25 protein-coding genes, 1 tRNA gene and 1 pseudogene are annotated in these 22050 nt (G+C 69.3%); 7 read left to right on the forward strand and 20 right to left on the reverse strand.

Going from position 1 to position 22050, the window contains the following annotated elements; all coding sequences use genetic code 11:
- Positions 1-11: 11 nt before the first annotated feature.
- Complete coding sequence (locus QCN29_RS02715) at positions 12-476, reverse strand: GatB/YqeY domain-containing protein (protein WP_279925999.1); 465 nt, start codon at positions 474-476, stop codon at positions 12-14.
- 195 nt (positions 477-671) lie between these two features.
- Here QCN29_RS02715 and mptB point away from each other — a divergent pair, with 195 nt between their 5' ends.
- From mptB to QCN29_RS02735, 4 genes are all read left to right on the forward strand, one after another.
- A complete protein-coding gene (mptB, locus tag QCN29_RS02720; RefSeq protein ID WP_398859096.1) occupies positions 672-2108 on the forward strand; it encodes a polyprenol phosphomannose-dependent alpha 1,6 mannosyltransferase MptB in 1437 nt (478 codons plus the stop codon).
- A complete protein-coding gene (locus QCN29_RS02725) occupies positions 2105-3457 on the forward strand; it encodes a glycosyltransferase 87 family protein (RefSeq protein WP_279926001.1) in 1353 nt (450 codons plus the stop codon). The genes mptB and QCN29_RS02725 overlap by 4 nt, the downstream gene beginning before the upstream one ends.
- Complete coding sequence (locus tag QCN29_RS02730) at positions 3352-4278, forward strand: metallophosphoesterase (RefSeq protein ID WP_279926002.1); 927 nt, start codon at positions 3352-3354, stop codon at positions 4276-4278. Before QCN29_RS02725 ends, QCN29_RS02730 begins: the two co-directional genes overlap by 106 nt.
- 112 nt (positions 4279-4390) lie before the next feature.
- Positions 4391-4464 (forward strand) — tRNA-Pro (locus QCN29_RS02735).
- A gap of 82 nt (positions 4465-4546) precedes the next feature.
- On the opposite strand, the gene QCN29_RS02740 is transcribed toward QCN29_RS02735, so the two are convergent.
- The 16 genes from QCN29_RS02740 to QCN29_RS02815 form a co-directional block, all read right to left on the reverse strand.
- The gene (locus QCN29_RS02740; RefSeq protein WP_279926003.1) at positions 4547-5749 is read right to left on the reverse strand and encodes a site-specific integrase; all 1203 of its coding nucleotides are present in this window, start codon (positions 5747-5749) and stop codon (positions 4547-4549) included.
- Between the two features lie 73 nt (positions 5750-5822).
- Positions 5823-6032 (reverse strand): helix-turn-helix domain-containing protein, encoded by a 210-nt coding sequence (locus QCN29_RS02745; protein WP_279926004.1) that lies wholly within the window; start codon positions 6030-6032, stop codon positions 5823-5825.
- Positions 6033-6258: 226 nt separating this feature from the next.
- Positions 6259-7425: a DUF3631 domain-containing protein gene (locus tag QCN29_RS02750; protein ID WP_279926005.1), complete on the reverse strand. Its 1167-nt coding sequence runs from the start codon at positions 7423-7425 to the stop codon at positions 6259-6261.
- Entirely contained in the window at positions 7422-7778 is a 357-nt protein-coding gene (locus QCN29_RS02755; protein WP_279926007.1) for a hypothetical protein, read from the reverse strand. Before QCN29_RS02755 ends, QCN29_RS02750 begins: the two co-directional genes overlap by 4 nt.
- A complete protein-coding gene (locus tag QCN29_RS02760) occupies positions 7775-8665 on the reverse strand; it encodes a bifunctional DNA primase/polymerase (protein WP_279926008.1) in 891 nt (296 codons plus the stop codon). Before QCN29_RS02760 ends, QCN29_RS02755 begins: the two co-directional genes overlap by 4 nt.
- Before the next feature lie 160 nt (positions 8666-8825).
- The gene (locus QCN29_RS02765) at positions 8826-9278 is read right to left on the reverse strand and encodes a hypothetical protein (RefSeq protein ID WP_279926009.1); all 453 of its coding nucleotides are present in this window, start codon (positions 9276-9278) and stop codon (positions 8826-8828) included.
- A 22-nt stretch (positions 9279-9300) separates the two neighbouring features.
- Positions 9301-10086: a deazapurine DNA modification protein DpdA family protein gene (locus tag QCN29_RS02770; RefSeq protein ID WP_279926010.1), complete on the reverse strand. Its 786-nt coding sequence runs from the start codon at positions 10084-10086 to the stop codon at positions 9301-9303.
- Positions 10083-10676: a hypothetical protein gene (locus QCN29_RS02775; RefSeq protein ID WP_279926011.1), complete on the reverse strand. Its 594-nt coding sequence runs from the start codon at positions 10674-10676 to the stop codon at positions 10083-10085. Before QCN29_RS02775 ends, QCN29_RS02770 begins: the two co-directional genes overlap by 4 nt.
- Before the next feature lie 14 nt (positions 10677-10690).
- The gene (locus QCN29_RS02780; protein WP_279926012.1) at positions 10691-10885 is read right to left on the reverse strand and encodes a hypothetical protein; all 195 of its coding nucleotides are present in this window, start codon (positions 10883-10885) and stop codon (positions 10691-10693) included.
- Positions 10886-11037: 152 nt separating this feature from the next.
- Positions 11038-11289, reverse strand: a complete 252-nt coding sequence (locus QCN29_RS02785) for a hypothetical protein (RefSeq protein WP_279926013.1) — start codon at positions 11287-11289, stop codon at positions 11038-11040.
- Positions 11290-11430: 141 nt separating this feature from the next.
- On the reverse strand, positions 11431-13656 hold the full coding sequence (locus QCN29_RS02790; RefSeq protein ID WP_279926014.1) for a cell division protein FtsK: 2226 nt from the start codon (positions 13654-13656) through the stop codon (positions 11431-11433).
- Between the two features lie 126 nt (positions 13657-13782).
- Positions 13783-14100: a hypothetical protein gene (locus QCN29_RS02795; RefSeq protein WP_279926015.1), complete on the reverse strand. Its 318-nt coding sequence runs from the start codon at positions 14098-14100 to the stop codon at positions 13783-13785.
- A gap of 2 nt (positions 14101-14102) precedes the next feature.
- Positions 14103-14306 carry a hypothetical protein gene (locus QCN29_RS02800; protein ID WP_279926016.1) on the reverse strand — a complete coding sequence of 68 codons (204 nt, stop codon included), beginning with the start codon at positions 14304-14306 and terminating at the stop codon, positions 14103-14105.
- Positions 14303-14710 (reverse strand): RRQRL motif-containing zinc-binding protein, encoded by a 408-nt coding sequence (locus QCN29_RS02805; RefSeq protein ID WP_398859104.1) that lies wholly within the window; start codon positions 14708-14710, stop codon positions 14303-14305. The genes QCN29_RS02800 and QCN29_RS02805 overlap by 4 nt, the downstream gene beginning before the upstream one ends.
- Positions 14707-15717, reverse strand: a complete 1011-nt coding sequence (locus QCN29_RS02810; protein WP_279926019.1) for a DUF2637 domain-containing protein — start codon at positions 15715-15717, stop codon at positions 14707-14709. The genes QCN29_RS02805 and QCN29_RS02810 overlap by 4 nt, the downstream gene beginning before the upstream one ends.
- On the reverse strand, positions 15714-16004 hold the full coding sequence (locus tag QCN29_RS02815; RefSeq protein WP_279926021.1) for a hypothetical protein: 291 nt from the start codon (positions 16002-16004) through the stop codon (positions 15714-15716). Before QCN29_RS02815 ends, QCN29_RS02810 begins: the two co-directional genes overlap by 4 nt.
- A 593-nt stretch (positions 16005-16597) precedes the next feature.
- On the opposite strand from QCN29_RS02815, the gene QCN29_RS02820 reads away from it, so the two are divergent.
- A complete protein-coding gene (locus QCN29_RS02820; RefSeq protein ID WP_279926022.1) occupies positions 16598-16933 on the forward strand; it encodes a winged helix-turn-helix domain-containing protein in 336 nt (111 codons plus the stop codon).
- A 158-nt stretch (positions 16934-17091) separates the two neighbouring features.
- Positions 17092-18339 (forward strand): XRE family transcriptional regulator, encoded by a 1248-nt coding sequence (locus QCN29_RS02825; RefSeq protein ID WP_279926023.1) that lies wholly within the window; start codon positions 17092-17094, stop codon positions 18337-18339.
- A 63-nt stretch (positions 18340-18402) separates the two neighbouring features.
- On the opposite strand, the gene QCN29_RS37010 is transcribed toward QCN29_RS02825, so the two are convergent.
- From QCN29_RS37010 to QCN29_RS02835, 3 genes and pseudogenes are all read right to left on the reverse strand, one after another.
- On the reverse strand, positions 18403-18903 hold the full coding sequence (locus QCN29_RS37010) for a DUF4411 family protein (RefSeq protein WP_398859097.1): 501 nt from the start codon (positions 18901-18903) through the stop codon (positions 18403-18405).
- On the reverse strand, positions 18903-20057 hold the full coding sequence (locus QCN29_RS02830) for an ImmA/IrrE family metallo-endopeptidase (RefSeq protein WP_279926024.1): 1155 nt from the start codon (positions 20055-20057) through the stop codon (positions 18903-18905). Before QCN29_RS02830 ends, QCN29_RS37010 begins: the two co-directional genes overlap by 1 nt.
- Before the next feature lie 519 nt (positions 20058-20576).
- Positions 20577-20927: pseudogene (locus QCN29_RS02835) on the reverse strand (LacI family transcriptional regulator); the annotation flags it as partial.
- A gap of 230 nt (positions 20928-21157) precedes the next feature.
- Between QCN29_RS02835 and QCN29_RS02840 the strand changes: the two are divergent.
- The gene (locus tag QCN29_RS02840; protein WP_279926025.1) at positions 21158-21790 is read left to right on the forward strand and encodes an arsenate reductase/protein-tyrosine-phosphatase family protein; all 633 of its coding nucleotides are present in this window, start codon (positions 21158-21160) and stop codon (positions 21788-21790) included.
- Positions 21791-22050: the final 260 nt, after the last annotated feature.

Below are 22050 nucleotides of genomic sequence, written 5' to 3' on the forward strand. Positions count from 1 at the left end.
CCTGTACGGGCTCAGCCCGCGAGGCGCTGCTTGACCGCGGCGGCGACCCGGCCGCCCTCGGCGCGTCCGGCCACCTTCGGGTTCACGATCTTCATGACCTGGCCCATCGCACGCGGGCCCTCGGCCCCGGCGGCCCTGGCCTCCTCGACCGCCTCCGCCACGATCGCGGCCAGCTCCTCGTCGGAGAGCTGCTGCGGCAGATAAGCCTCCAGCACCTCGCCCTCCGCCTGCTCACGCCGGGCCTGCTCGGCACGCCCGCCCTTGGCGAACGCCTCGGCGGCCTCACGGCGCTTCTTCGCCTCCTTGGCGATCACCTTCTGGACCTCGTCGTCGGAGAGCTCACGGGCCTGCTTGCCCGCCACCTCCTCCTTGCTGATCGCAGAGAGGGTCAGCCGGAGCGTGGCGGAGCGCAGCTCGTCGCGCGCCTTGATCGCCTCGGTGAGGTCTTCCTGAAGCCTGGACTTGAGCGTGGTCATGGCATCCAGTGTGACAGGTGCGCAGGTCGGAGCGCCTGCGCATTTCGCCCCCCACAGGAGGCTGTGTCCCGTTCGCGCCCGTCACACAAGAGGCCGGGTCCCGTCCCGCGCCCGTCACACCGCGGACACACGCCGTCCCCCGGGCTGCGAGGCGCACGTCGCCCGGCCGTCATCGAATGTTGACAACCTGCCCGCGTGCTGGCCATCCGCCTCCCCGTCGTCGACACCCGCCGCTGCCAACTCCTGGGGCTGGCAGGCTCGACCGCGCTGGCCGCCGGCGGCGCCACGGCGGGGGCCCTGCCGATGCGGGAGATGCTCGCACCGGGTTCGGGGCGCGCCGCCCTCGGCCTCGTAGGCGTCTACTTCGGCCTCGTCCTGCTGATCGCGGGCTGGGCCCTCCTCGGCCGAGCCGTCCGCGGCCCCGAACCCCCCGTCCGCCGCACCCTGATGCTCACGCTGTGCCTGTGGGCGGCCCCGCTGGTGCTGGCGCCGCCGCTGTTCAGCCGGGACGTCTACAGCTATCTCGCCCAGGGCGCGATGGTCGAGGCACGGATGGACGTGTACGCGTACGGGCCCTCCCACCTCGGCGGTCCGCTGCCGGCCGAGGTGGCCCCGCTGTGGCAGCACACCCCAGCTCCCTACGGGCCGGTCTTTCTGGCCCTCGCCTCGGCCATAGCGGATGTCTCGCGGGCGGAAGTGACGTCGGGGGTGTTCGGCATGCGGATCGTGGCGCTCCTCGGGGTGGCCCTGATGGCGCTGTGTCTGCCCGCCCTGGCCCGGCACTGCGGGGCGGACCCGGCGGCCGCGCTCTGGCTGGGCGCCCTGAATCCACTGGTCCTGCTGCACCTGGTGGGCGGGGCCCACAATGACGCGGTCATGCTCGGCCTGCTGGGCGCGGGCCTGGTGGCCGCGCTGGGCCGATGGCCGGTGCTCGGCGCCGTACTGGTCACGCTGGCGGCGCTGGTGAAGGCGCCGGCGGCGCTGGGGCTCGCAGCGGTGGCGGTGCTGTGGGCGAGACGGCGTTTCGGCAGGAAGCGGGCTCAAGCACGGGCGGTCCTCGGCGTGCTCGCCGTGTCCGCGGCGACCACCGTCGTCACCACCGCCCTCACCGGCACCGGATACGGATGGATATCCGCACTGGACACCCCCGTCTCTCCGGAGAACTGGTCCCTGACCTCCTCCCTCGGCCGGATGACGCACAGACTTCTGGAGGGCGCGGGCAGCAGTCTCGCCCCGCTCGCCGCCCCCGCCTGGCATCTGACCGGTCTGGCGGCCACCGCGCTCGCCATACTGCTGGTCTGGCGCCGCCACCGGCTGCGCCGTCCCCTCTACGCACTGGGCCTGAGCCTCATCGCCGTGGCGCTGCTCGGCCCGGCGATCCGCCCCTGGTACGTGCTGTGGGGCATGTTCCTTATAGCCGCGGCAGGCCCCGACCGCTCCGTGCGCCGAGCGGTCGCGGCAGGGAGCGGCGCACTGGCCCTCGCGGTCCTGCCCAACGGCTTCGCACCGGACGGACGGCAGCTGGCGCTCGCGACGGCAGGAGGGCTGCTGGCGGTGCTGACGCTCTGGTGCGCCTGTCTGGCGGCACGCCGGGGCCGGACCGCATCGGCCGTGGCGGGCAGCACCATATGACCCGCTCCGGCATCGGCTCGCCGTCCGGCCGGCCCCTGAGCACACGCGCACGCGCCCTGCTGGTCGCGGCGCTGGCGCTCGCGACCGGGATCTTCCTGATCACCGTCCCGCTGCACCGGGAGTGGTTCGACCTGGGCGTCTACCGGGGCGCCGTCACCCACTGGCGCAGCGGCGGCCCCCTCTACGACTACGTCGTCCCGGGCACGCACTACGGCTTCACCTATCCGCCCTTCGCCGCGCTGTGCATGCTGCCGATGACGCTGGTGGGGTGGCACCAGGCAGTGGTGCTGAGCCTGCTGCTCAACGCCCTCGCCGGGGCCGCGATCCTGGCGCTGACCGCGGGCGCGGCGGTACGGCGGCAGGGGTGGAGCCGCTGGTACGCCTTCGCGGTCGCGGGCTGCCTGTTCGCGCTGCTGGAACCGGTGCGGGACACGATCAGCTTTGGGCAGGTCAACCTGCTGCTGCTCACGCTCGTGCTGACGGACGCCCGGCTGCTGGCCGCAGGCGGCGGCCGCGGCCGCTTCGCGGGCATCGGGATCGGCCTCGCCGCCGCGATCAAGCTCACCCCCGCCGTCTTCATCCTCTATCTCTTCGTCACCCGGCGGCTGCGCGCGGCCCTGGTCGCCTCGGCGGTCGCGCTCGGGGCGACGCTGTTCGCCCTCTGGGCAGCACCCGGCGCGTCCCGCCACTACTGGACGCAGGCCATGTGGGACACCGACCGCGTGGGGGCACTGGCGTATGTCTCCAACCAGTCCTGGCAGGGCGTCCTGGCCAGGCTCGCCGACCCCGGCGAGCCCAGCCGAACGGCGTGGGCGGTCGGTGTGGCCGTGCTGCTCGCGCTCTGGGCGTGGCGCGCGCGGCAGGCCGCCGCTGCGGGCAACGAACTGGCCGGCTTCGCGCTGACCGGTCTCACCGCCTGTCTGATCAGCCCCGTGACCTGGGTGCACCACCTGGTGTGGACGGTGCCGGCGCTGATCGTCCTGGCCGACTCCGGGCTGCTCTCCGCCGACGCCGAACTACGACGCCGCCGACTGGCCTGGGCGGCCGCGCTCTACGTGATCCTGTGCAGCAGCGTCATATGGCTGTGGAGCTGGGACGCGGCCGGGGCCGACGGCTTCCTCGGCGGCAACGCGTACGTCTGGATCTGTCTGGGGCTGCTGCTCGCGCTCCCGGTGCGCGCGTCCGCCCCTGCGGACGACTCCCGAAGACACCTGGTCGCCGGCGGGTCTGCGACGATGGGCGCATGCGCGCACGCTACGGAGTACCCCTTGGAATCACGGCAGTCGGCGCTGCCGGGCTCATCTACGCCGCCGGGTTCGAAACCCGCTCCTTCCGCCTCCGGCGAGTGACCGTACCGGTCCTCCCGAGAGGCATGCGGCCGCTGCGGGTGCTCCAGGTCTCCGACATCCACATGGTGTGCGGGCAGCGCAAGAAACGAGCCTGGCTCCAGTCGCTCGCCGGGCTCCGCCCCGACCTCGTCGTCAACACCGGCGACAACCTCTCCGACCCGGACGCGGTGCCGGAGGTCCTGGACGCGCTGGCCCCGCTGATGGAGTACCCGGGCGTGTACGTGTTCGGCTCCAACGACTACTACGGGCCCCGGCTGCGCAACCCGGCCCGCTACCTGATCGAGAAGGCCCAGGGCCGACACGGCCTGAACGGCAACGCCCCGGCCGTCGGCGTCGTCCACAACCCCTGGGAGGGGCTGCGCGACGCCTTCGACGCGGCCGGCTGGTCCGACCTGTCGAACACCCGTGCACAGATGAAGCTCGAGGGCTGCGAGATCGCCTTCACGGGCCTCGACGACCCCCACATCAAGCGCGACCGCTACGAACAGGTCGCCGGCGGCCCCGACCCGGACGCCGACCTCTCCCTCGCCGTCGTCCACGCCCCGTACCTGCGCGCCCTGGACCCCTTCACAGCCGACGGCTACCCCTTGATCCTCGCGGGTCACACCCACGGCGGCCAGCTGTGCATCCCCTTCTACGGCGCCCTGGTCACCAACTGCGATCTCGACACCGACCGCGTCAAGGGCCTCTCCACCCACCACTGCGCGGGCCGCACCTCCTACCTCCACGTCTCCGCAGGCTGCGGCGCCAGCCGCTACACCCCGGTCCGCTTCGCCTGCCCCCCGGAGGCCACGCTCCTGACCCTGGCCCCGAAGGACTGACCGCGCCGCCTGTGGCCGGGGGCGTCCCCGACCGCAAGCGGCGAAAACCGGATTTCGTCTCCGGCCGCGGGTGGGCTAAAGTAATCGACGTCGCCGCGACAGCGCGCGACACCGGGGTGTAGCGCAGCTTGGCAGCGCGCTTCGTTCGGGACGAAGAGGTCGTGGGTTCAAATCCCGCCACCCCGACGCTGATCAGAGGGCCATTCGCATGATCGCGAATGGCCCTCTGTCGTGCTTGGGGGCCAAACAGGGGGCCAAACGAATTTGATCAGGCCACCGCGTCGCCCTCTTCGTCGGCCTCCGTGTCCTCCCCTTCCTGATCTTCGGCGAAGATGTCATCCATCGCTTCGGCACCCTGTGTGATCACGGGCCGGAGCTGCTTGCGGTAGACCGCCTCTGTGGTCGCTTGGCTGCTGTGACCGACCAAGAGCGCGATCCGCTCCAGGGGGATGCCGTGGTCGGAGAGCAGGGAGACGAAGCTGTGCCGGAGCTCCCGCGGGGTCCACTCCGGCTTCAGTCCGGCTTTCTTCACGATGGCCTTGAAGTCACGCCGGACGTTCGCCGCGTCCAGTGGCTCACCGCTCCGGGTCGTGAAGACACGGCCGGTCGGGCTCCACTCCATCCCCCTCGATGCCCGTTCCTGCTTCTGCCATCGCATGTGCTCTTTGAGGACGTCGACCACCTGCTTCGGTAGGGCGATGGTCCGGCGGCTCTTCCTGGTCTTGGTCTCACCATGCTTGCGTACCGAACGCCACACAGCGACGTGAGGCGGAACGCCGTCCGTGGTCTCCAGGAAGACGTGATCCCAGGTAAGGGGGCGCGCCTCTTCCGTACGGACACCGCTGAGGAGCGAGAGCACGAGATAGGCGTACAGCCGTGACGGGCGCGCGGCGGTCAGCACGGCCTTGGCCTGCTCCAAGTTCAGTGCCTTGCTCGGACGGCCGGGGCGCCCCTCGGGTGCGGTGACGAGTAAGGCGACGTTCCGCGCGGCCTTGTCCCTGCGCTGTGCGTGCGCGATGGAGCGGCGCAGGATGGCGAGCAGGTCGCGCAGGCTTCGCGTCGCCAGGAATTCGGCCCTGTCGTCCAACCAGTCGTCGACATCGTCCGCGCTGAGTTCCTTCAGCTTGGCCTTGCCGATGAACGGGATCAGGTGCTTGTTCGCCATCGAGCGGTTCTTGCCGATGGTGCCCTTCTCGTCGCGTCCCTTTAGCCCGCGCTCCAACCAGTCGTTCACCGCGTCGGCCACGGTGTAGTTGGCCGGCGCCTTGACGCCGGTCTGCATCTCCTTCTTCAGGTCTCGGATCTTCTGGCGGACTTCGGTCTTCGTCTTGCCGTACACCTTCGGCCGACGGCGCTTGCCGTTCGGGGCGTAGCCCAGGGAGACGGCTCCCACGTAGCTCTTCTTGGCGGGGTCCCAATAGATGGTGTCCGCACCATGGCCAGCCCGAGTGCTCTTCGGGGTCTCGCTCATCTTCTGTTGTGCCTCCATAGGACAGGGCCGCGCCCTGAAGGACGCGGCCCTGTGGAACTGGGGTGATGGGGGGTCAGGCGGAGGCCTCTGCCTCGCGCTTGAGGAGTTCGACGTACTGCGCGATGTACTCCGGCGGCACGAGTCGGCGGCGGCCGATGCGGACGGTTTGAAGGCGTCCGAGGCGTATCTCCTCGTAGACCATCGAGCGTCCGATCCTGAGAGCCTTGGCCGCCTCTTCGGGGCGGTAGAGGAGCTGTTCGGCGGGTTCAGCAACCGTGGTCATGCGGCGGTGCCTCCTCGGCAGGCTGTCGGGGGCGGTAGCCCCCTTCCTGTCAGGTCCGCTACTTCCGCTACCTCCGCTACCGCCCTGGTCAGGGGCATGATCTAGGTAGCGGAGAGGGGTGCGGGTAGCGGATGGAGCCGCTACCGGCCCCGGGTTCGTGGCCGCGGGGCGGGTAGCGGATGGGGCGGCGCGGTAGCGGATGCGGAAGGGCGATCCGCTACCGGTTTTAGGGCTCTGACCTGCCCGGTAGCGGAGGTAGCGGAAGTAGCGCACTTTCCGCGGGGGGTGGGCAGTACCGCTGCCATGCGTCGTGAAGGTCCGCCGCGTAGTAGCCCTTCATCACGCTGCCGCCTGCCTTGATGTTGCGGGCCGCGATGGGGGTGTTGTCCGCGGTCATGTACTCCCGCAGCATCCGAGAGAGCCCGCGGGCATCGAGCGGCTTGCCGCTCATGTCCGCCCACGGCGCCTCTTCGAGGCTGTGCAGCCTGTCGAGGATGGCGACGGTGGGCAGGCGGTCGATGCCGTTGAACACGTAGTCGCGCAGGTCCGTGAGCAGGCGGATGCCGATGCTGCCCTTGTCGCTGGTCTTGGCCGCGTTGACCAGCTCGATGCAGGCGGCGCGGGCCCGCTCCGGCCACGCCCCGCCCGCGGCGTCGGCCACGGCGAGCAGGGGTTCCCACACGTCCGCGGGCCGGTCGCTGATGCCCTCCGGGAGCTCCGGGAACACCCCGTCGACCACGTGGCGGACGGACTGCGCCCACGCGGCGAGCCGGTCGCGCAGCTCGTGGCCCTCCTTCTCGTGGATGCGCTGCCGGAACGGCTCCACACGCTCGTTCGGCGCACGGCGGCGCATGCGCACGATGACGGAGCGGGTCAGGATCGTGTCCGGCAGCGAGCCGAGACCCGCGACCGCGACCCCGCAGAACGACGGGAACTCCTGCACCTGCTGATTAGATCCGTCGCCCACGCAGCGCCACATGACGCCGGAGCGGCGATGCCCGGCGTTCAGGAAGCCGCGGAGCTGCTCGTTCTCTCCCGCCTTGGGCCCGAACACGGTGTCGATCTCGTCAAACAGGATCGTGGGCCGTCCCTCCATCCCCGAGACCGCGCGGAAGAGCGCGGACGCTGAGGCGTTGACCGCGACCATCGGTTGCGGCACGAGGGTTTCCACGATCTCCAGCGCACGGGACTTGCCCGAACCCGGCTCCGGCGACAGGAACGCGAGCCGCGGTGTGGAGTCGAAGCAGTCGAGCAGGTGCGCGTGCGCGTCCCACAGCGTCACAGCGACGTACGCGGCATCGAGGGGGAAGATGTTGAAGCGGCGGTGGAAGGCTTCGACCTCATCGAGCAGTGCGGAGCCGTCCATGGCGGGTGCCGGCGGATTGGTGCTCATGCCGCCTGCCTCCCTTCCTGGTTGCTGCGGAGCGGGCATGCGTCGCGGTGGGCGGTGTGGTCTTCGATCAGGGCGAGCACCTTCGTGTGGCCGACGGCGCTGCGGTCCCTGCCGCACAGGCACTTCGAGGTGGCCGTCGGGACGGCGCCGCGCGGCGCGCAGATGCACAGCCACGCGACCGGGAACCGGCCGTCTCCCGCGTGCGGGTCAGGACGAAGAGCAGAAGGGACGCCCTTGCGGGCGGCGCCTTTCGGCTCGCCCACGGCCGGAGCGGGCGCGGCTTGTGCGGCGGCGCGCGGGCCGGTCGGGGTGGCGGGAAGGCTCTTCAGGGCGGGGCGGGGCGGGGTGCTCATGCCGCCCTCCCCTGACCGTTGCGGGCAATCGACCAGTTCAGCCCGCTGCGAATGGTCGCCTCACACGACCGCGGCGCGAGACCAGCCTGCTCCCCAGCCCACTGAAGAGCCTCCTCAACCTGCTCCCTGGGGAGGTCGCCCCACGCGATGAACCGCCCCAAGGCTCGCGCCGCCCGCAGCAACGTGGCGTTGCGCTCGCCTTCCGGAGCCTGCCGCACGGACGCGGTTTCCGCGTTCAAGCCCGCTGCCGCGTAGCGAGAGGCTCGTACGGCCGACGGTGCAGCCATCAGTGCCCGCGAAACCTGACGGCCCGTCAGGCGAGCACTCAGCCATTCCGGCAGCGGGGCGGGCGGCATGTCGTTGATGACCGCGTAGGCGCCCGTGGGGGTGAGGCTGCCGGAGGCGACGACGTAGCCGCCCCATGCGCGGGTGTCGATGCGCTTGCCGAGCCGTCCGGCCGTATTGCCGAGCCGGACGCCGGACGGGGCGGTGAAGTACAGGTGGACCCCGCCGCTCGCGGTCCGCACCGTGCGCGTGGTGGGGACGGCATGCCCGGCGCGCTCGCAGAGCGCCGTGAAGGTCGTCACGCCGCTAGGCGTGTCCGTAGTGCTCTTCCGCTTGGGCATGTCGAGGTCGACAACGACCAAGCCGGACGGGCCGGTCGCGATGCCGACGTTGAACGGCAGGTCGCCCCACGCGCGGCGGATGCGGTCCGGGTCGATGGTGGCGCGCTCTTCCCACTTGCGGTGACCGCCCGCGCAGTCCCCGATGCCGGGGCAGACGTCCTCACCATGCAGGGCCGGACGCTTGTCGCCGGGGCGTAGCGGGAGGACGGCCCATCCCCGCTCCGCGGCGTCGAGGGCGGCGTACAGGAGGTGCCGGTTCATGCCGTCACCCCCGCCGTGCTCGATGGGGTGGCTTGGGCCGGACGGCCCTCGCCGAATGACGCTCGTTGGGTCATGCTGGATGTCTCCTGCTCTCTTGGAGGGACTGGAGAACCGGGGCGGGCGCAGGCTTGTGGTGAGACGGCGCCCGCCTCGGGCGTAGCTACTGGTTGGTGATCCAGTGGGCGTACTGCTGGCGGACGTAGTGCCGCGGGTCGCAGATGACGCCCGCGTCGTCCAGGCTCATCAACCGCTCGGCCGCCTCGTTCGCGACCTCTGCCGCGTCGTCGCCGACGTCCTGGAGGGCGATGCGGTCCAGCAGCGCGGCTTTGCGGAGCCAGAAGTCACGCGGCAGCCGGGAGCCGAACGGCTTGTCGGCGGCCGTCTGAGCGGTCCAACCGATCTCGCTGACGATGCTCGGGGCGAGCGCGTAGGCCTCTCCCGGCGTGGGCCACGGTCCGGTGTTGCTGTGGTGGTCGGCCGTGACGTACAGGCGCAGCCGCTTGCCGTCGCGGGTGGGGTGCTGGCGGACGGGGCCGGTGGTGAAGGCCTGCGACAGGGCGTCGGTGACGCGGTCGGTATCGGCCGGGTCACAGATGATGCGGATCTCGAACATGGCTTCCTTTCGTCAGGCTGCATCAAGGAGGGGTTGGGTGCCAGGTGGGGATGGAGTCCAGGACGCGGGTGCGCCAGCGCATGGCGTAGTCGATGCAGTTGGCGCAGTTCTTGTGCGTGTGGCCGGGCAGGGCCGGGCGGCGGCGGGCGTGGGAACTCCACGCGGCGGAGTCCGCGGAGGCGAGTAGGTGGCCGACGCGTTCCAGGCCGAGTGTTTTGAAGCCGAAGCCGTGCAGCCTGAAGCCGTGCGCGGCCATCGCGGTCACGATCGCGGCACCCTCGCGGGTGGACTGCAACCGGCATACCGAGCCGAGGCCGACGATCGGTTCGGCTCGCAGGTCAACGCCAGCCTTCTCGTAGAGCTCTACGCAGCGCTCGTAGTCGTCAACTTCCCGTCCCTGCAGGACCGGGGCGATGCGAAGATCGGGTGCGAGGGAGCGCAGTTCGAGGAAGTTGGCGACGGTGCGACGCTGGTGTTCGGCAACGCTGAGGTGAGTGCCGACGAAGTACTGTCCGCCGAACCAACCGCCCTCGATGATGGCCTCTTCGCACATCCAGTCCTGCGGAGCAGCCCAGTCGTAAGGGCCGACGTGCTCCCATATGCGGCGCAGGTCATCGACGTACTGCCGGGGCGGGCGAGTCCAGGTGCCCTTGTCCTTGAGCTCCATGAAGCCGCCGGAGTCGACGGCGTAGGGGCCACGGGCTTCGTCCCACTTGACGGCGCGGTCGAAGTGCTCGGACTTCAGGAACAGCGGCTTGTCGGTCAGGCGCAGCCAGTGCCGCTTGTGGGTGGTCAGGTAGAACCTCACCGATCCCCCTGCGGGAGCTCCGGGAGCCCGGCGGCTTCCAGAGCCTTGGGGTCGAAGCCGGGCAGCGTGGCGCGGGTGACGAGTGCCTGCGCGAGCTGTTCGGCGTACGCGGCGCCGGTACGGGCCACCTCGATCTGCGTCGTCGCGCGCAGGGTTTCGACGCGCTCGATGTGGGCGTACTCCTCGCGCCGCTCGCTCGTCTGGCGCTCGTAGGCGACCGTTTCGCGGCGGTCGTGGCGCCAGTAGCGGGCGGCGAGGGCGTAGGCGCCGGCGGTGGCGAGCGACCACAGCAGCAGAGGCAGCGAGAGACCGTCGGAGTATCCGGCGACCCCGGCGAAGGCGAGCGCGCCGGACGCGGCGAACGCGGTCCCGGTGAGCACGGAATCTCCGGTTGCGTTGCCCGCGACCACGCCCGCGGCGGCGACGCCCAGGGACAGGGCGGTCATGAGCACGGCATTGCCGACGGAGTGTTCGGCGCCGTTGGCGTTCCAGATCCGGGCGAGTGCGAGCACGGTCGTGGTGGCGATGGCAGGGGCGGCCTTGGGCAGTGCGGCGGCGAGCCAGTGGCGGGCGGTGGTGGAGTCGTGCACGACTGCTCCTCCTGTCAGTTGCCGAGCGCGGACAGGGCGTCGGCGGACGCCTGCACGAGGTTGTGGATGGGCTCATAGGCGCCGGTCCCGGCGGTGAAGAACCCGAACAGGAACAGCACGACGGCGGCGCCGCCCCCGGCGGACCGGGTCTTGACGGCGAGGGCGGAGGCCGCGCCGAACAGCAGCACGGCGGAGAGGTTGAGGATCACGACGGAACTCGCTTTCGGGCGAGGTGGATGGGGGATACGCTCTGCACGCCCCGGGTGCTGGCAAGTTCGGGGCGTTGACCGGCGACCGCGCCCGCCTAGCTCCTTCTCGGAGCGGGGTCCGTCTCATGACGGGCGGTCGCCGGTCGTCTGTCTCAGGACGTGCCGGCGCGGTAGATGCGGGCGAAGCGGTTGTAGAGCCAGCGGCCGACGCGTATGCGCTTGCCGGTCGCGTGGCAGCGGCGGCAGTCCTTGCCGCGCTTCATGCGGCCCTTGCGGTCGGTCTTGAACGCGAAGCCCCAGCCGGAGCACTTGCGGCAGTTACCGAACGGCGAGGTCGCACACACGGCGACGTAACACAGCGTTACGCCGATGAGCAGGGTGATAGCGAGCAGGGCAGGAGTCATGACGGGCCCTTCCGGACGGGTTTCAGGGGTTTCCGCAGGTGGGCCGCTATCCGCTAGCGGCCTGATCAGAGTGGGTTTGGGGCGCTAGCGGGGCCGCTAACGTTAGCGGGGTGTGCCGCTAGCGCTAGCGGCCCCGGAGCATCAGCCCGCGTCCCGCTTTCCGTCACGCTCTGCAATCGCAGCGGTGATGTGGGAGCGGTCGATGCCGCGCCGGTTGACGACCTTGCCCTTCACCCGGCGACCCACCTGGATCGTGGATACGCCATGCGGCTTCAGGGCTGCGGCCAGTCCCTCCGGGTCCCAGCCGTCGTAGACCTCCTCGCGCAGCTCGGCGAGCCGGGCGACGACGGTCTCGGACCACACCTTGGGCTCATCGGCCGGCACAACCGCGAGGATGTCGCGCAGCAGGTCATACGCGCTGGTGACCGGCTCGGGTGCCTCCCCGAGCGCGTGCCCGGACAGCGTGCCCGCTTCCTCGCGCAGGCGACGGGCGCGGGCGCCGATGGCTTCGGCGCCCCGTCCGTCGATGTAGACGGACCGCACGATCCGGGCGTCCGAGCCTTCACCGACGAAGTAGTGAATGCCCTTGTCACCCCAGGCGAACATGGTCGCCCGCACCCCGCGCTTGTACGCGGACGTGCCGAGCACCATGTCGTTTTCGAGCTGGCCCATGACCTTCAGGCACCAGCGGGCCGACGCGTTCGCGCTGATGCCGGTGGGCAGCGCCTTGGCGTCCGGGCGCTGCGTGGCGAGCAGCAGCACGATGCCGGTGGCCGGACCGCGCTTGACCAGGTCGGTGGCGATCTCCTCGAACTCCTTGGCGTGTTCGGGGTGCTCGAACAGCACCTGGCACTCATCCACCCCGATCACGATCGGGTGCAGGCCCAGGGAGCGCTTGTCGGCGAGAGTGCTGGTCACCTTCGACTCCGGGCAGACATCCCGCGGAAGCGAGCGGATCACCTTGGTGCGGCGGCGGAGTTCCTCGCGCAGGGCCCGGAAGTCGTTCAGGCAGTACTCGATGGACTCGTCGTCGTCGCCCGCGGCGTGCCGGTGGGAGACGGCGTCGCCGACCGGGTCAAGGTCGCCCGTGCCCTTCATGTCGTAGGTGTGCAGCTCCGCGCGCGGGTCGAGCGCGGCGATGAGCAGCAGCAGCCTGAGCAGGAAGGTCTTGCCCATGCGTGGGATGGCGCCGATGACGCCCGCGATGTACATGAGCGTGGCTTCGACCCAGCGTCCGCGCTGGTCGGTGCCGTAGGCGACGGGCTTGAACAGGTCGACCGAACCCGACTTGAGCAGCGGCCACTTGGGCTGCTTGGCGCGGGACATGTCCTGATCCCCGACCCACAGCACGAGGTGACCGGTGTGCTCATCCGGCACCGCCTCGGGCCACACACACCCGAGCGGGCGGCGCAGGCCGGAAGCGAGCCGGTCGCGACGCTCGATGACGTCGGTCACCGTGACGCCGTACGGGAGGTTGCCCTCCGCACGCCAACCGGGACCGTCGCGGGTGATCGGGGCGGTGAACTCGAACCCATCGCGTCCCTTGGCCTGCGCCTGGTTGATAGCGGGGATGCCGAGCGCACCCAGCGCACGCAGCACGATGTCACTGGTGAGCTTGACCGCCTTGGGCAGCTCCACAGCCCGGTGGATGACCGGAGCATCCGCGCGGCGACCGGCGAACCCTAGCGCCATCACAACCGCGCTCACCGACACCGCCTGAAGCCAGTCGGGGGCGAGCACGTACATGGCGAGCGCGGCCCCGAGCCCGACGAACATGGCGAGCACCGCTACGAGGGTGCGCAGTCGGACGCGTCCGTCGCGCTGCCGGGACAGCTTCAGGTACTCCGCGGCGTCCTCGCGGCGGACCGCGGCGAGTCGGACCGGTTCGCCCTCACGGTCGGCCACCCACCGCATCGTGCCGCCCACGAACCGGGCGGTGCCGGTCGGGGCTTGCAGGGCGAGCCGGGCGGCGTAAACCGGAGCACGCAGCGCGTGATAGCCGACCGAGTGGGCGTAGTGGCGAGCCACCCACGCCGCCGCGGTCCGCAGCTCTGCCACCGACCGCAGCCACTCGGGAACGACCGCACGGCGGTGCGCGCCCGCGAGCCGACCGAGGTAGCCCGGACCGGTCGCCCTCGGGGTCGGCTGGTCGACCATCACGCGCGCGGTCGGGTCGGCCGACTCGACACCCGACCGACCGGCCTCGGAGTCGGCCGACCGGTCGGCATCAGGTCGAATGGTCGAGTCGGCCGACTCTGCGCGGGCCGACCGCGCCTTGTCGAGGTCGACTACCTCGCCCCCGGAGTCGGCAGCCATCTCGGCTTCGAGTCGGTTGAACAGTTCGTTGTCGTCGTCGGGGTGCTTCACTGAAGGTCCCTTCCAATGGGGAGGAAAGGCGGGGCCGGTCCGTCGCTGTAGGAGGTGAGCGGACGGGCCCCGCCGGATCACTCCGGGGCGGTCAGACGGCGGTGGGGGCGCCCGTGGTCGGCGCGGTCACCACCAGATGGAGGACTTCTTGGCGGCCTTCGCGGTGGCGGCCTCGTTGACGATCCGCTGCCGCTCGGTCTGCAACGCGGTCAGCTCCGTGGTGAGCCGGTTCAGCACCGACTGCCACAGCGTCTCCAGCTTCCGTTCCGCGCGGCCGGGGCTCTTGCCGCGGACGACCTTGTACGAGCCACCCGCCAGGGCAGACACGACCTGACGGCGCTCGCGGCCGGTCAGCGGCCACATCTCCTGCTTGCGGACCGCTTCGAGCTTGCGCTCGGTCTGCTGGATCTCGCGGTCAAGGCGGCGGGTGTTGGGCTTGGACATGGTCAGCCCCTCCTGGGGTAGGTGTGGCCGACGGGTGGATAGACGGGGACGGCACGGTCAGTCAGCAGGCCTTCCATGACGACGGCCTCGAAGTCGGCGTGCAGCTCCGTGGCGGGCTCGTACTCGAAAGCGATGTCGGCGGCGTCCAGCAGCCGTTCGGTGCGGGCGTGGTCGTCGCCCGGCGACTCGCAGACGAAGTGCTTCACAGCTGACCTCCCGGGTCAGGGCCATCGGCCGGAGGATCGGGGTAGGCGCACAGCAGGCAGCAGCCGAGCGCGGTCGGCAGGCAGTAGCTGTAGGTGATCCGGCACTGAGGGCAGGTACGTCGGGCGAGCATCGCCAACGCCAGCGCGCCCCACTTGCGCGATGTCATCGGGCGGACCGGCTTGGCCAAGTCCTCGCGGTAGAGGTAGGCGACCTGCACGCCCGCTTTGCGGCCCCGGTGCTGGCGCATCACCTGCGCGGCGACTGGCTGCCCACCGGGCCGTAACCCGCGCTCGCGCAACTGGCGGCGTGTGGCGTAGCCGTCCGGGGCGAAGCGCCACGGGAAGGTGGGCACCCCGAACCGGGCGCCGGACGGGTCGAAGCACTTGCCGTACGCGGGCATCAGGCCGCCTCAGCCGGTGCGTCATCCTGACGCGAATCGGCAACGGCGTTTTCGACCGAGTGCAGCGGGCGGCCCTCGGCGCGCTCGCCCTTCAGGGTGTCGCGCAGCGTGCGGGCGTTGGCCTGCGAGACGTGCAGCGTGGTGCGGAGGCGGTCCGCGGTCAGCTCTGCGTCCGTCCACTGCGCGGTGGCCGCGCGTGCCTCGGTCAGCAGCTCCTCGAAGGTGCGCTGTGCCTTGCCCTTGCCCTTGACAGGAGCCCGGCGCGGGCGCGGCCTGGGGTCGGCCGGAGGCGCCGGCGGAGTCTCCACCGTGGGCGGTGCGGGCGTCTCCTGCTCAGTTGTGGCGGGGGCGAGTTCGCCCATGCGCAGCATCACGCGCTCGCGCCGCGGGGTCTTCGAGCGCCACTTACGGCCGTAGCGCTCGCGCAGGTCCGCGCGGGCCAACTGCCGTTCCTTCTCCCGCTGGAGTGCCTCGGAGTAGGAGGTGACCTCCCACAGCGTCATGCGGCGCCACAAAGCGAAGGTGGAGGGGAAGGCCAACAGCCAGCGGGAGAACCGGATCTTCTCCATGCGGCGGCCGGTGGCAGCGCCGATGCGGACGGCGTAGATGTGCGCGCCGATCTCGGAGAACACCACCCACAGCAGCGGCATCGTGCCGTGCGCGACCTTGGCCCACACGCCGTGTCCGGCGGCGACGTTCAGCCCGCAGGTGACCAGGGTGAGCACCCAGGGCACGAACCGCACCCATGCGAGCGCCATATCCATGCGGATCAGCAGCAGGTTGGCGACGGTGAAGACGGGGATGGCCACGTCGATGCCGACCGGCAGCATCCACGGCTCACCGAAACCCCAGCGCAGCGCGGCAGCCGACACGGCGTCGAAGGAGGCGATCAGGCCGAGCGCGCCGACTCCGGCCGCGGCGAGCGCGCCGACTCCGGCGAGCCCCATTTCCGGGCGGGTCAGCGGCGGCACCCCGGACGCGGGCGCCTCCGGGGTGGGAGACGTGGTCATGCCGCCACCCCCTTGCGTGCCGGGCGACGGCGCCGGGCGGGGCGGGTGAGCGGGATGACGTCGAACAGGTTCGGGTTCTCCTCGATGACCTGGGCGGCCATGCGGACCAGGTCATCGGGAAGGTTCGGGTTGTCGGCGAGGATGTCGCGCGCCGCGTCCTCGCGGGCCGCGGGCTCTTCGTCCGTCTCGCCCTCCTCCCCGAGCCACAGCTCAATGGGGGTGCCGAGCGCGAGTTCCGCGAAGTCCTCAGCGGAGATGGCCTGTTGGCGACCGATGTACGCACGCATGAATGCTCCTGAAGTGGGAGGGACTGGAGCCGGAGCAGTCGCAGGCATGTGTGGTGAGACGGCGACTGCTCCGGAACGCTGTGGACACCGGGGCTCCGGCTCCCCTCAACCCCGCCCGTACGAGACGCTCCGCAGAGCTCCCGGACGGGCAAGGCGAGCAACCGGCGCGGCGCTAGCCGCCGCGATTCGGTGGAAGGTGACCGGTTGCCCGCAGCACTGCGAGGTGCTCGCGGGCGGTGGGATGCAACGGCGCCGCCGTGCCGGTCATCACGGCCGCGCCCATCGCTTTCGTCGACTCACTGCCACTCCTTCAGACCGCTGAACAGGGGATACGCACTGCAAGGGGGACCGTGTCCCCACTCTCCGGCCGTTGCTCGCGGTCACCGGGCCACCTCGCCAGTACGGGCCGAAGCCCTGTTCCACCTGGCCTTTAGCGGGATTGCAGCGTCCCCGCCCTGTGCATTCGTGCAGGTCAAGCGGCTGTTTCCCGAGGTTTCGGGACCGCTTGTTGACTAGCTTGCACTAGTCTGCTGTGGTGCACAACCCTCGTGGGGTGATGCGCACTAGTTCGCTGTGGTGGGTACGCTCAGAGCATGACTGTCACAGGAGGGCCGAAGCCGAAAGCGGTGCAGGTCGCGGACGCACTTCGCGACGACATCAAGAAGATGAAGCCGGGAGACAAGCTCCCGTCACAGCGCGAGCTGATGGACCGCTTCGGGTTCGCGAGCCAGACCATCCAGAACGGCTTGGCTGCACTCCGGGCCGAGGGGTTGATCGTGTCGGCCGGGAACCTCGGCAACTTCGTCAGCGACGGGGCTTCCCCCAGCAGCGACGTGCGCGACGACATCAAGGAAATCCGCTCCCAGATTCAGGCATTGGCTGAACGGGTCGCAGTGCTCGAAGAGCGCTCCGTCCCGGGTGGTGCGTGATCTGCAACCAGCTTGCAGGGAACGGGAGTTGTGGCGTAAGTGACAGCCAGGGGACGGCGAAGCGGAGGTGGGGACATGTCCAGTGACACCCCCGTGTCCCCTTCCCTGTCCCCGTGGCTCGCGGGTGAGACTCGGAGTAGGCACTCGGAGGAGGGCACATGACCGACGACAGGCCCGCATGGGCGCGGCGCATCGCTGCCGAACGAGCGGCCCGTGACTGGTCGCAGCGCGACGCGGTAAGGGCGCTTCGGGCGCACGCTCCCACGGAGCTCCCAGCGGAAGACAGCATGATTCGCCAGTGGAAGCGCTGGGAGTCAGGCCAGATGCCGAACGACTTTTACCAACCGATCATCGCGGCCCTCTTCGGCACCGTGACGCACGCGCTCTTCCCGGCGCCCTCACGGCGGGACGGTGACAGGGAGATCCTGGCAGCGTCCGGCATGGAGACGCTGGAGATCGTGAGCCGTCTCAACCGGTCCGACGTCGACAACGCCACGCTTGACGCCCTGCGGATCACGGCCGACAGGCTCGCCTCGGAGTACCCGTTCATGCCGAGCGAGCAGCTTCTCATCGAGGGGCGCCAGTGGCTGCGCCGTGTCGTCGAACTCCACACAAAGAGCCTCACGCTCGCGCAGCATCGCGAGGTTCTCGCACTGTCCGGTTGGCTCGCCCTCCTGGTCGGCTGTGTCGAGTACGACACGGGCGCACGGCACGCGGCTGAGTCGACACGGCAGGCGGCGCTCTCGCTCGCGACCGAGGCTGACCATGCGGAGGTCGCCGGGTGGGCGCACGAGATGCGGGCGTGGTTCGCTCTCACGACCGGCGACTACCGCGGTGTCATCGCAGCAGCGCGGGCCGGAGCCGAGACGGCGCAGCACCACGGCGTGGCCGTGCAACTCGCAGCCCAGGAAGCCAAGGCGTGGGCCCGGATCGGCGACCGCCGGCAAGTCGAGGTGGCCTTGGACAAGGGGCGGCGGTTGCTCGAAGGGATGCCGTACCCCGAGAACCTGGACAACCACTTCGTGGTGGACCCAGCCAAGTTCGACTTCTACGCAATGGATTGCTACCGCCTCGTCGGCGAAGACAAGCTTGCTCGCACGCTCGCCGACGAGGTGCTGAGGGCGGGAACAGACTTCGACGGCACCGAGCGTTCACCGATGCGCAATGCGGAAGCGCGGGTCACGCTCGGAGTCACGGCGGCGCGTGAGGGCGACTTGGAGCAGGCACTCATCATGGGTGAGCGGGCTCTCGAAGGGGACCGCAAGTCGGTGCCTTCACTGATCATGACCAGCCGCGAGCTTGCTGCCGAGATGCGCCACCGGTACAGCTCCGAGCCGGGGGCACAGGACTACCTCGCCCGGCTTCACTCGCTCGCCGAGCAGAAGCCCGGGTTCATGCCTCGGTGACTTCACGAGAGGCGACCTGGGTTCACATGGACCCAGGTCCTCGCGTCATTAACCGTCCGACGATCAGGCAGCCGTCGGCGTTTGGAAGTCAAGCCGCGCTCTCGAATTTCGCAACATTACGAATGTATTCGCGTAAGTAACCCCCATCGCCTCGCAGGCGTCTGGAATAAGAATGCGCCTCTTAGAGTCCGGCCGAGGTTGTTCGTGGGTGACGAGCGTATGATTGTGCGCTCTCGCATAGGCCACCAAGAAGAAATCAGCCGTATTATTCAAGAATTCCGCGATGGCAGCAGTCGTGTAGCTGCGAGAATTAGCCCAAACCGTAAGCGGAGCAAAGTGCGTGGTAGTGACTGCGTCAATGGGCCGAAAGAAGTCAGGATGACCGCTCGCCCAATCTGCTAGCTCGTCCCCACCCTGGATCAACTCATCCCTTACAGGCTCAATGCTGCATGCTACGAAGTTAGTGTGAGCGTAATCAAGCCACGCCCAGAATCCAGGCGCTATATCAAAGGCATAGTAGCGATTCTTCGCCTCGATCAGCACGTTGGAGTCGACTAGATACATTAGGCGGCCCCGATACTCGCAACGAGATTCTCAAACGTCTGATGCTTTTTCGTACCCAGAAGATGATAGGCATCCCTGAAGGGCGTCCCGCCTTCAAAGGTGTCTGCGATCACTGCGCGTGCGAACCGTCGACCAAGACGCAGAGGCTGCGTGTTATAGAAACTGCCACCAGACTCACCCTCCCGCCCTGCCATTGCGGCGACAACACGTTGGCGTTCAGCAGCGTACCGCGCCTGATAATCATCCCATTGAAGGAACCCTGCATCATAGAGCCGCTTCAAAACCACTAGGGTACTTACGCGATACCGACGCGCAAGACGTTCCAACTCGGCAACTGTAGCGTCACCGCCATACTCACTGCGAATTTCCACCAGCGGAACAAGCACCTCTGCTGCCACACGATTGCACCATAGCTCCGCTTCATTGTCACTTTTCTTCGCCATTGCAGCATCAGAGAGTGCACTTTCACCGAGCCAGATATGGCAAAGCTCATGAACCATGGTGAAGATTTGAGCAGCCTTAGTATCCGCACCGTTAACGAAAATCAGCGGAGCAATGGGATCGGACAGGGCGAAGCCGCGAAACTCCTCCGGCTTCAGCTTACGATGCGTGTCAGCTCCCACCACCCCATTGACCATAACGAGAACCCCAATGTCCTCGATGCGGTCAATGAGTTGACGCAACGCTTCTCGCCAAGTTGCGAAAGCCGTCCGCTCAGAAACGCTGAAGCGCAACACTTCCCTGATCTCGTCGGCTACTTCACGGGAGTCACTAGACGTGTTTACAGATCCAACGAATTCGAGGTCTGGGGCGCCGTGACTGTTCGCATAATCGCGGTACCAGTCCTGTCGCGACTGGCAGGAATAGATGGTGTCAAGGAGGTCGACGGAGGGGCGAACAATGGCGCGATTGCCGAGCGTTCGCATGTCGGGGATCGGTACAGGCTCCTCCGGCGGCTCAGGGAGGAACAGGAGTCCGAGCGGTGCGTGGGTGAGGTGAGCGAAACGCTCCAACTGCTTCAGCGTGGGGCGAGCTCTCCCGGTAAGCCACTCGTCAAGCTTCGGGACACGTTGGGCAGTAATCTCCTCCGACCATCCGGCCCGCTCAACCGCCCACTCCAACAGAGCCGGTTCCACCCGGACACGGACAGACATGCCACTCACCTCCCCCTCGACCATAGGTTAGGGACCAAAGTGACGCTTGCGAACTCTACGTTCTGTCACGGATCGGTCACCGCCATAGATGCTTCTCTGCCCAGTTGCGTTGCGGACCATGCTCGGGCTGTCCCTACACCAAGCTCATGCCGGCAACAGCGACGCACGTAGTCGGCCGAGCGAGCGCGCCCACAGGCCCCGGGACCAGGCACGATCCGCCCACGATATGGCCCCGCAGGCGTCCGAGCAGGGGGCCAAACGGGGGGCCAAACGAGGCAGCCGCGCCAGTACCGTCCTGGACGGCTATGGACGCCTGCGGAGTGGTACGTGCAGCTCAGCACCTTGTGGACAAGGTCACAAAGGGCCTGATCGCGTTCGGGACGAAGAGGTCGTGGGTTCAAATCCCGCCACCCCGACTTCGTAAGAGCAGGTCAGGGCCGGTCACCCTTCGGGGAGACCGGCCCTGACTGCGTTCTATGCGGGTGTTGGGTGTCAACCAGGTGTGATCTTGGTCGGCGGCTACGCGGACTCCGCACGCTCCTGCAGCAGCCGGTCGAGCACTGGCACCGCGGACCGGGGCGCAAGCGCCAGGCGGTCGTCCAGCGATTTGTGCCGGACCTCGGTGAGCTGTTCCATCAGCAGGGCCCGCATGGAGTCGGTCATGGGCGAGTAGCGCGCCCCGACCGATCCGTCCTCGTGGCCCATCCGCTCGTCCATGAGGACCTTGGGCGTGCCCAGCTCCTCCAGGAGCGTGCGGTGCCCGTGGCGGAGGCCGTGGCGGGTCAGCCGGTCCTTGATCGGCAGCCGGCACGCTTCCGCGCGGCCGGATGCCCCGCGGCCTCGTACGGGCACGCCGGGCCACGGCCCACCGGTCACCGCCGATCGCCCCCGGCACGCGCAACAGGGCCATCGTGAGTCACGGCCCGCCGCCTCCAGCGCTCGACGCGCCCACCGGTCGACAGGACGCCTCACGGCGCCGGGGCGACACGCGCCGCCCCGAAGGGCATCGCCAGGGGTCGGCGACTTGGCGGCGTTTCCACCCGAAACGGCGATCCGACGCCCTGACGGAGCTGAGGCTCCCCGCCCAGTGGAAGTCACCGGTGAATACTGACGCCATGCTCAACATCCTCGGGTCCTCGCCTTCCTCGTCGCCCGGCGCGTACGCACCCGGGTTCCGCGTACTCGTCGTGTGCACCGGCAACCTCTACCGCTCGCCCCTCGCCGAGTGCCTGCTCAGGCAGCAGCTGCTCGATCTCGATGCTCGGCAGACGATCCGGGTGAGCAGTGCGGGCACGGAGGCCCTCCCCGGCACTCCCATGGCGACCACGGTGGCGTCCTTCCTCCTCGCACGCGGAGCGGATCCTTCCGGAACGAACTCCCGGCGCCTGACGAAGGAGTTGGTCGAGAACTCGGATCTGGTGCTGGGGGCCGCGAGGGAACATCGCGAAGCCGCTGTGCGGCTGGCTCCCACATGGTCGCTGACCCGGTCTTTCACCCTCTGCGAGTTCGCCCGGCTGGTGCGGGCCGAGGACGCCTCGGGTGTGGTGGATCCCGCCGCACGGTTCGCGAACCTCGTCCAGGGCGCGGCCTCTCGGCGTGGTGCCGTGCGTGCGTACGCCGGTGATGACGACATCGACGATCCTGTCGGCGCCGGTCCCCAAGAGGTGCAGAAGTGCCTGGAACGGATCGAGGGCGTCGTGCAGCGCGTCGCGGCGGCCGTACGGACCGGATGACTCATGGGCGTCGAGCCGGGCGGCCCGGAGCGCTTCGGCCGTCGGCCAGGCGAAGACCATTCGGATCGTCACGGCGGCCGTATTCCCGGATCCTCTGACCGGGGAAGGAGGTCCCGGCCCGCGGTTCCGGGATGGCCGGTTCCGGGTTCACCTGTCTGTGTGGTCGCCGTCTTCTCCCGGTGCCCGTCGCGATGGGCGCTACGGGCACCGGTGCGCCCGCCCCAATCGGCCGGCCTCCATCGCCGCACCGCGGCGATGGA

This window comes from Streptomyces chengmaiensis (assembly GCF_029846775.1).
Lineage (GTDB): Bacteria > Actinomycetota > Actinomycetes > Streptomycetales > Streptomycetaceae > Streptomyces > Streptomyces chengmaiensis.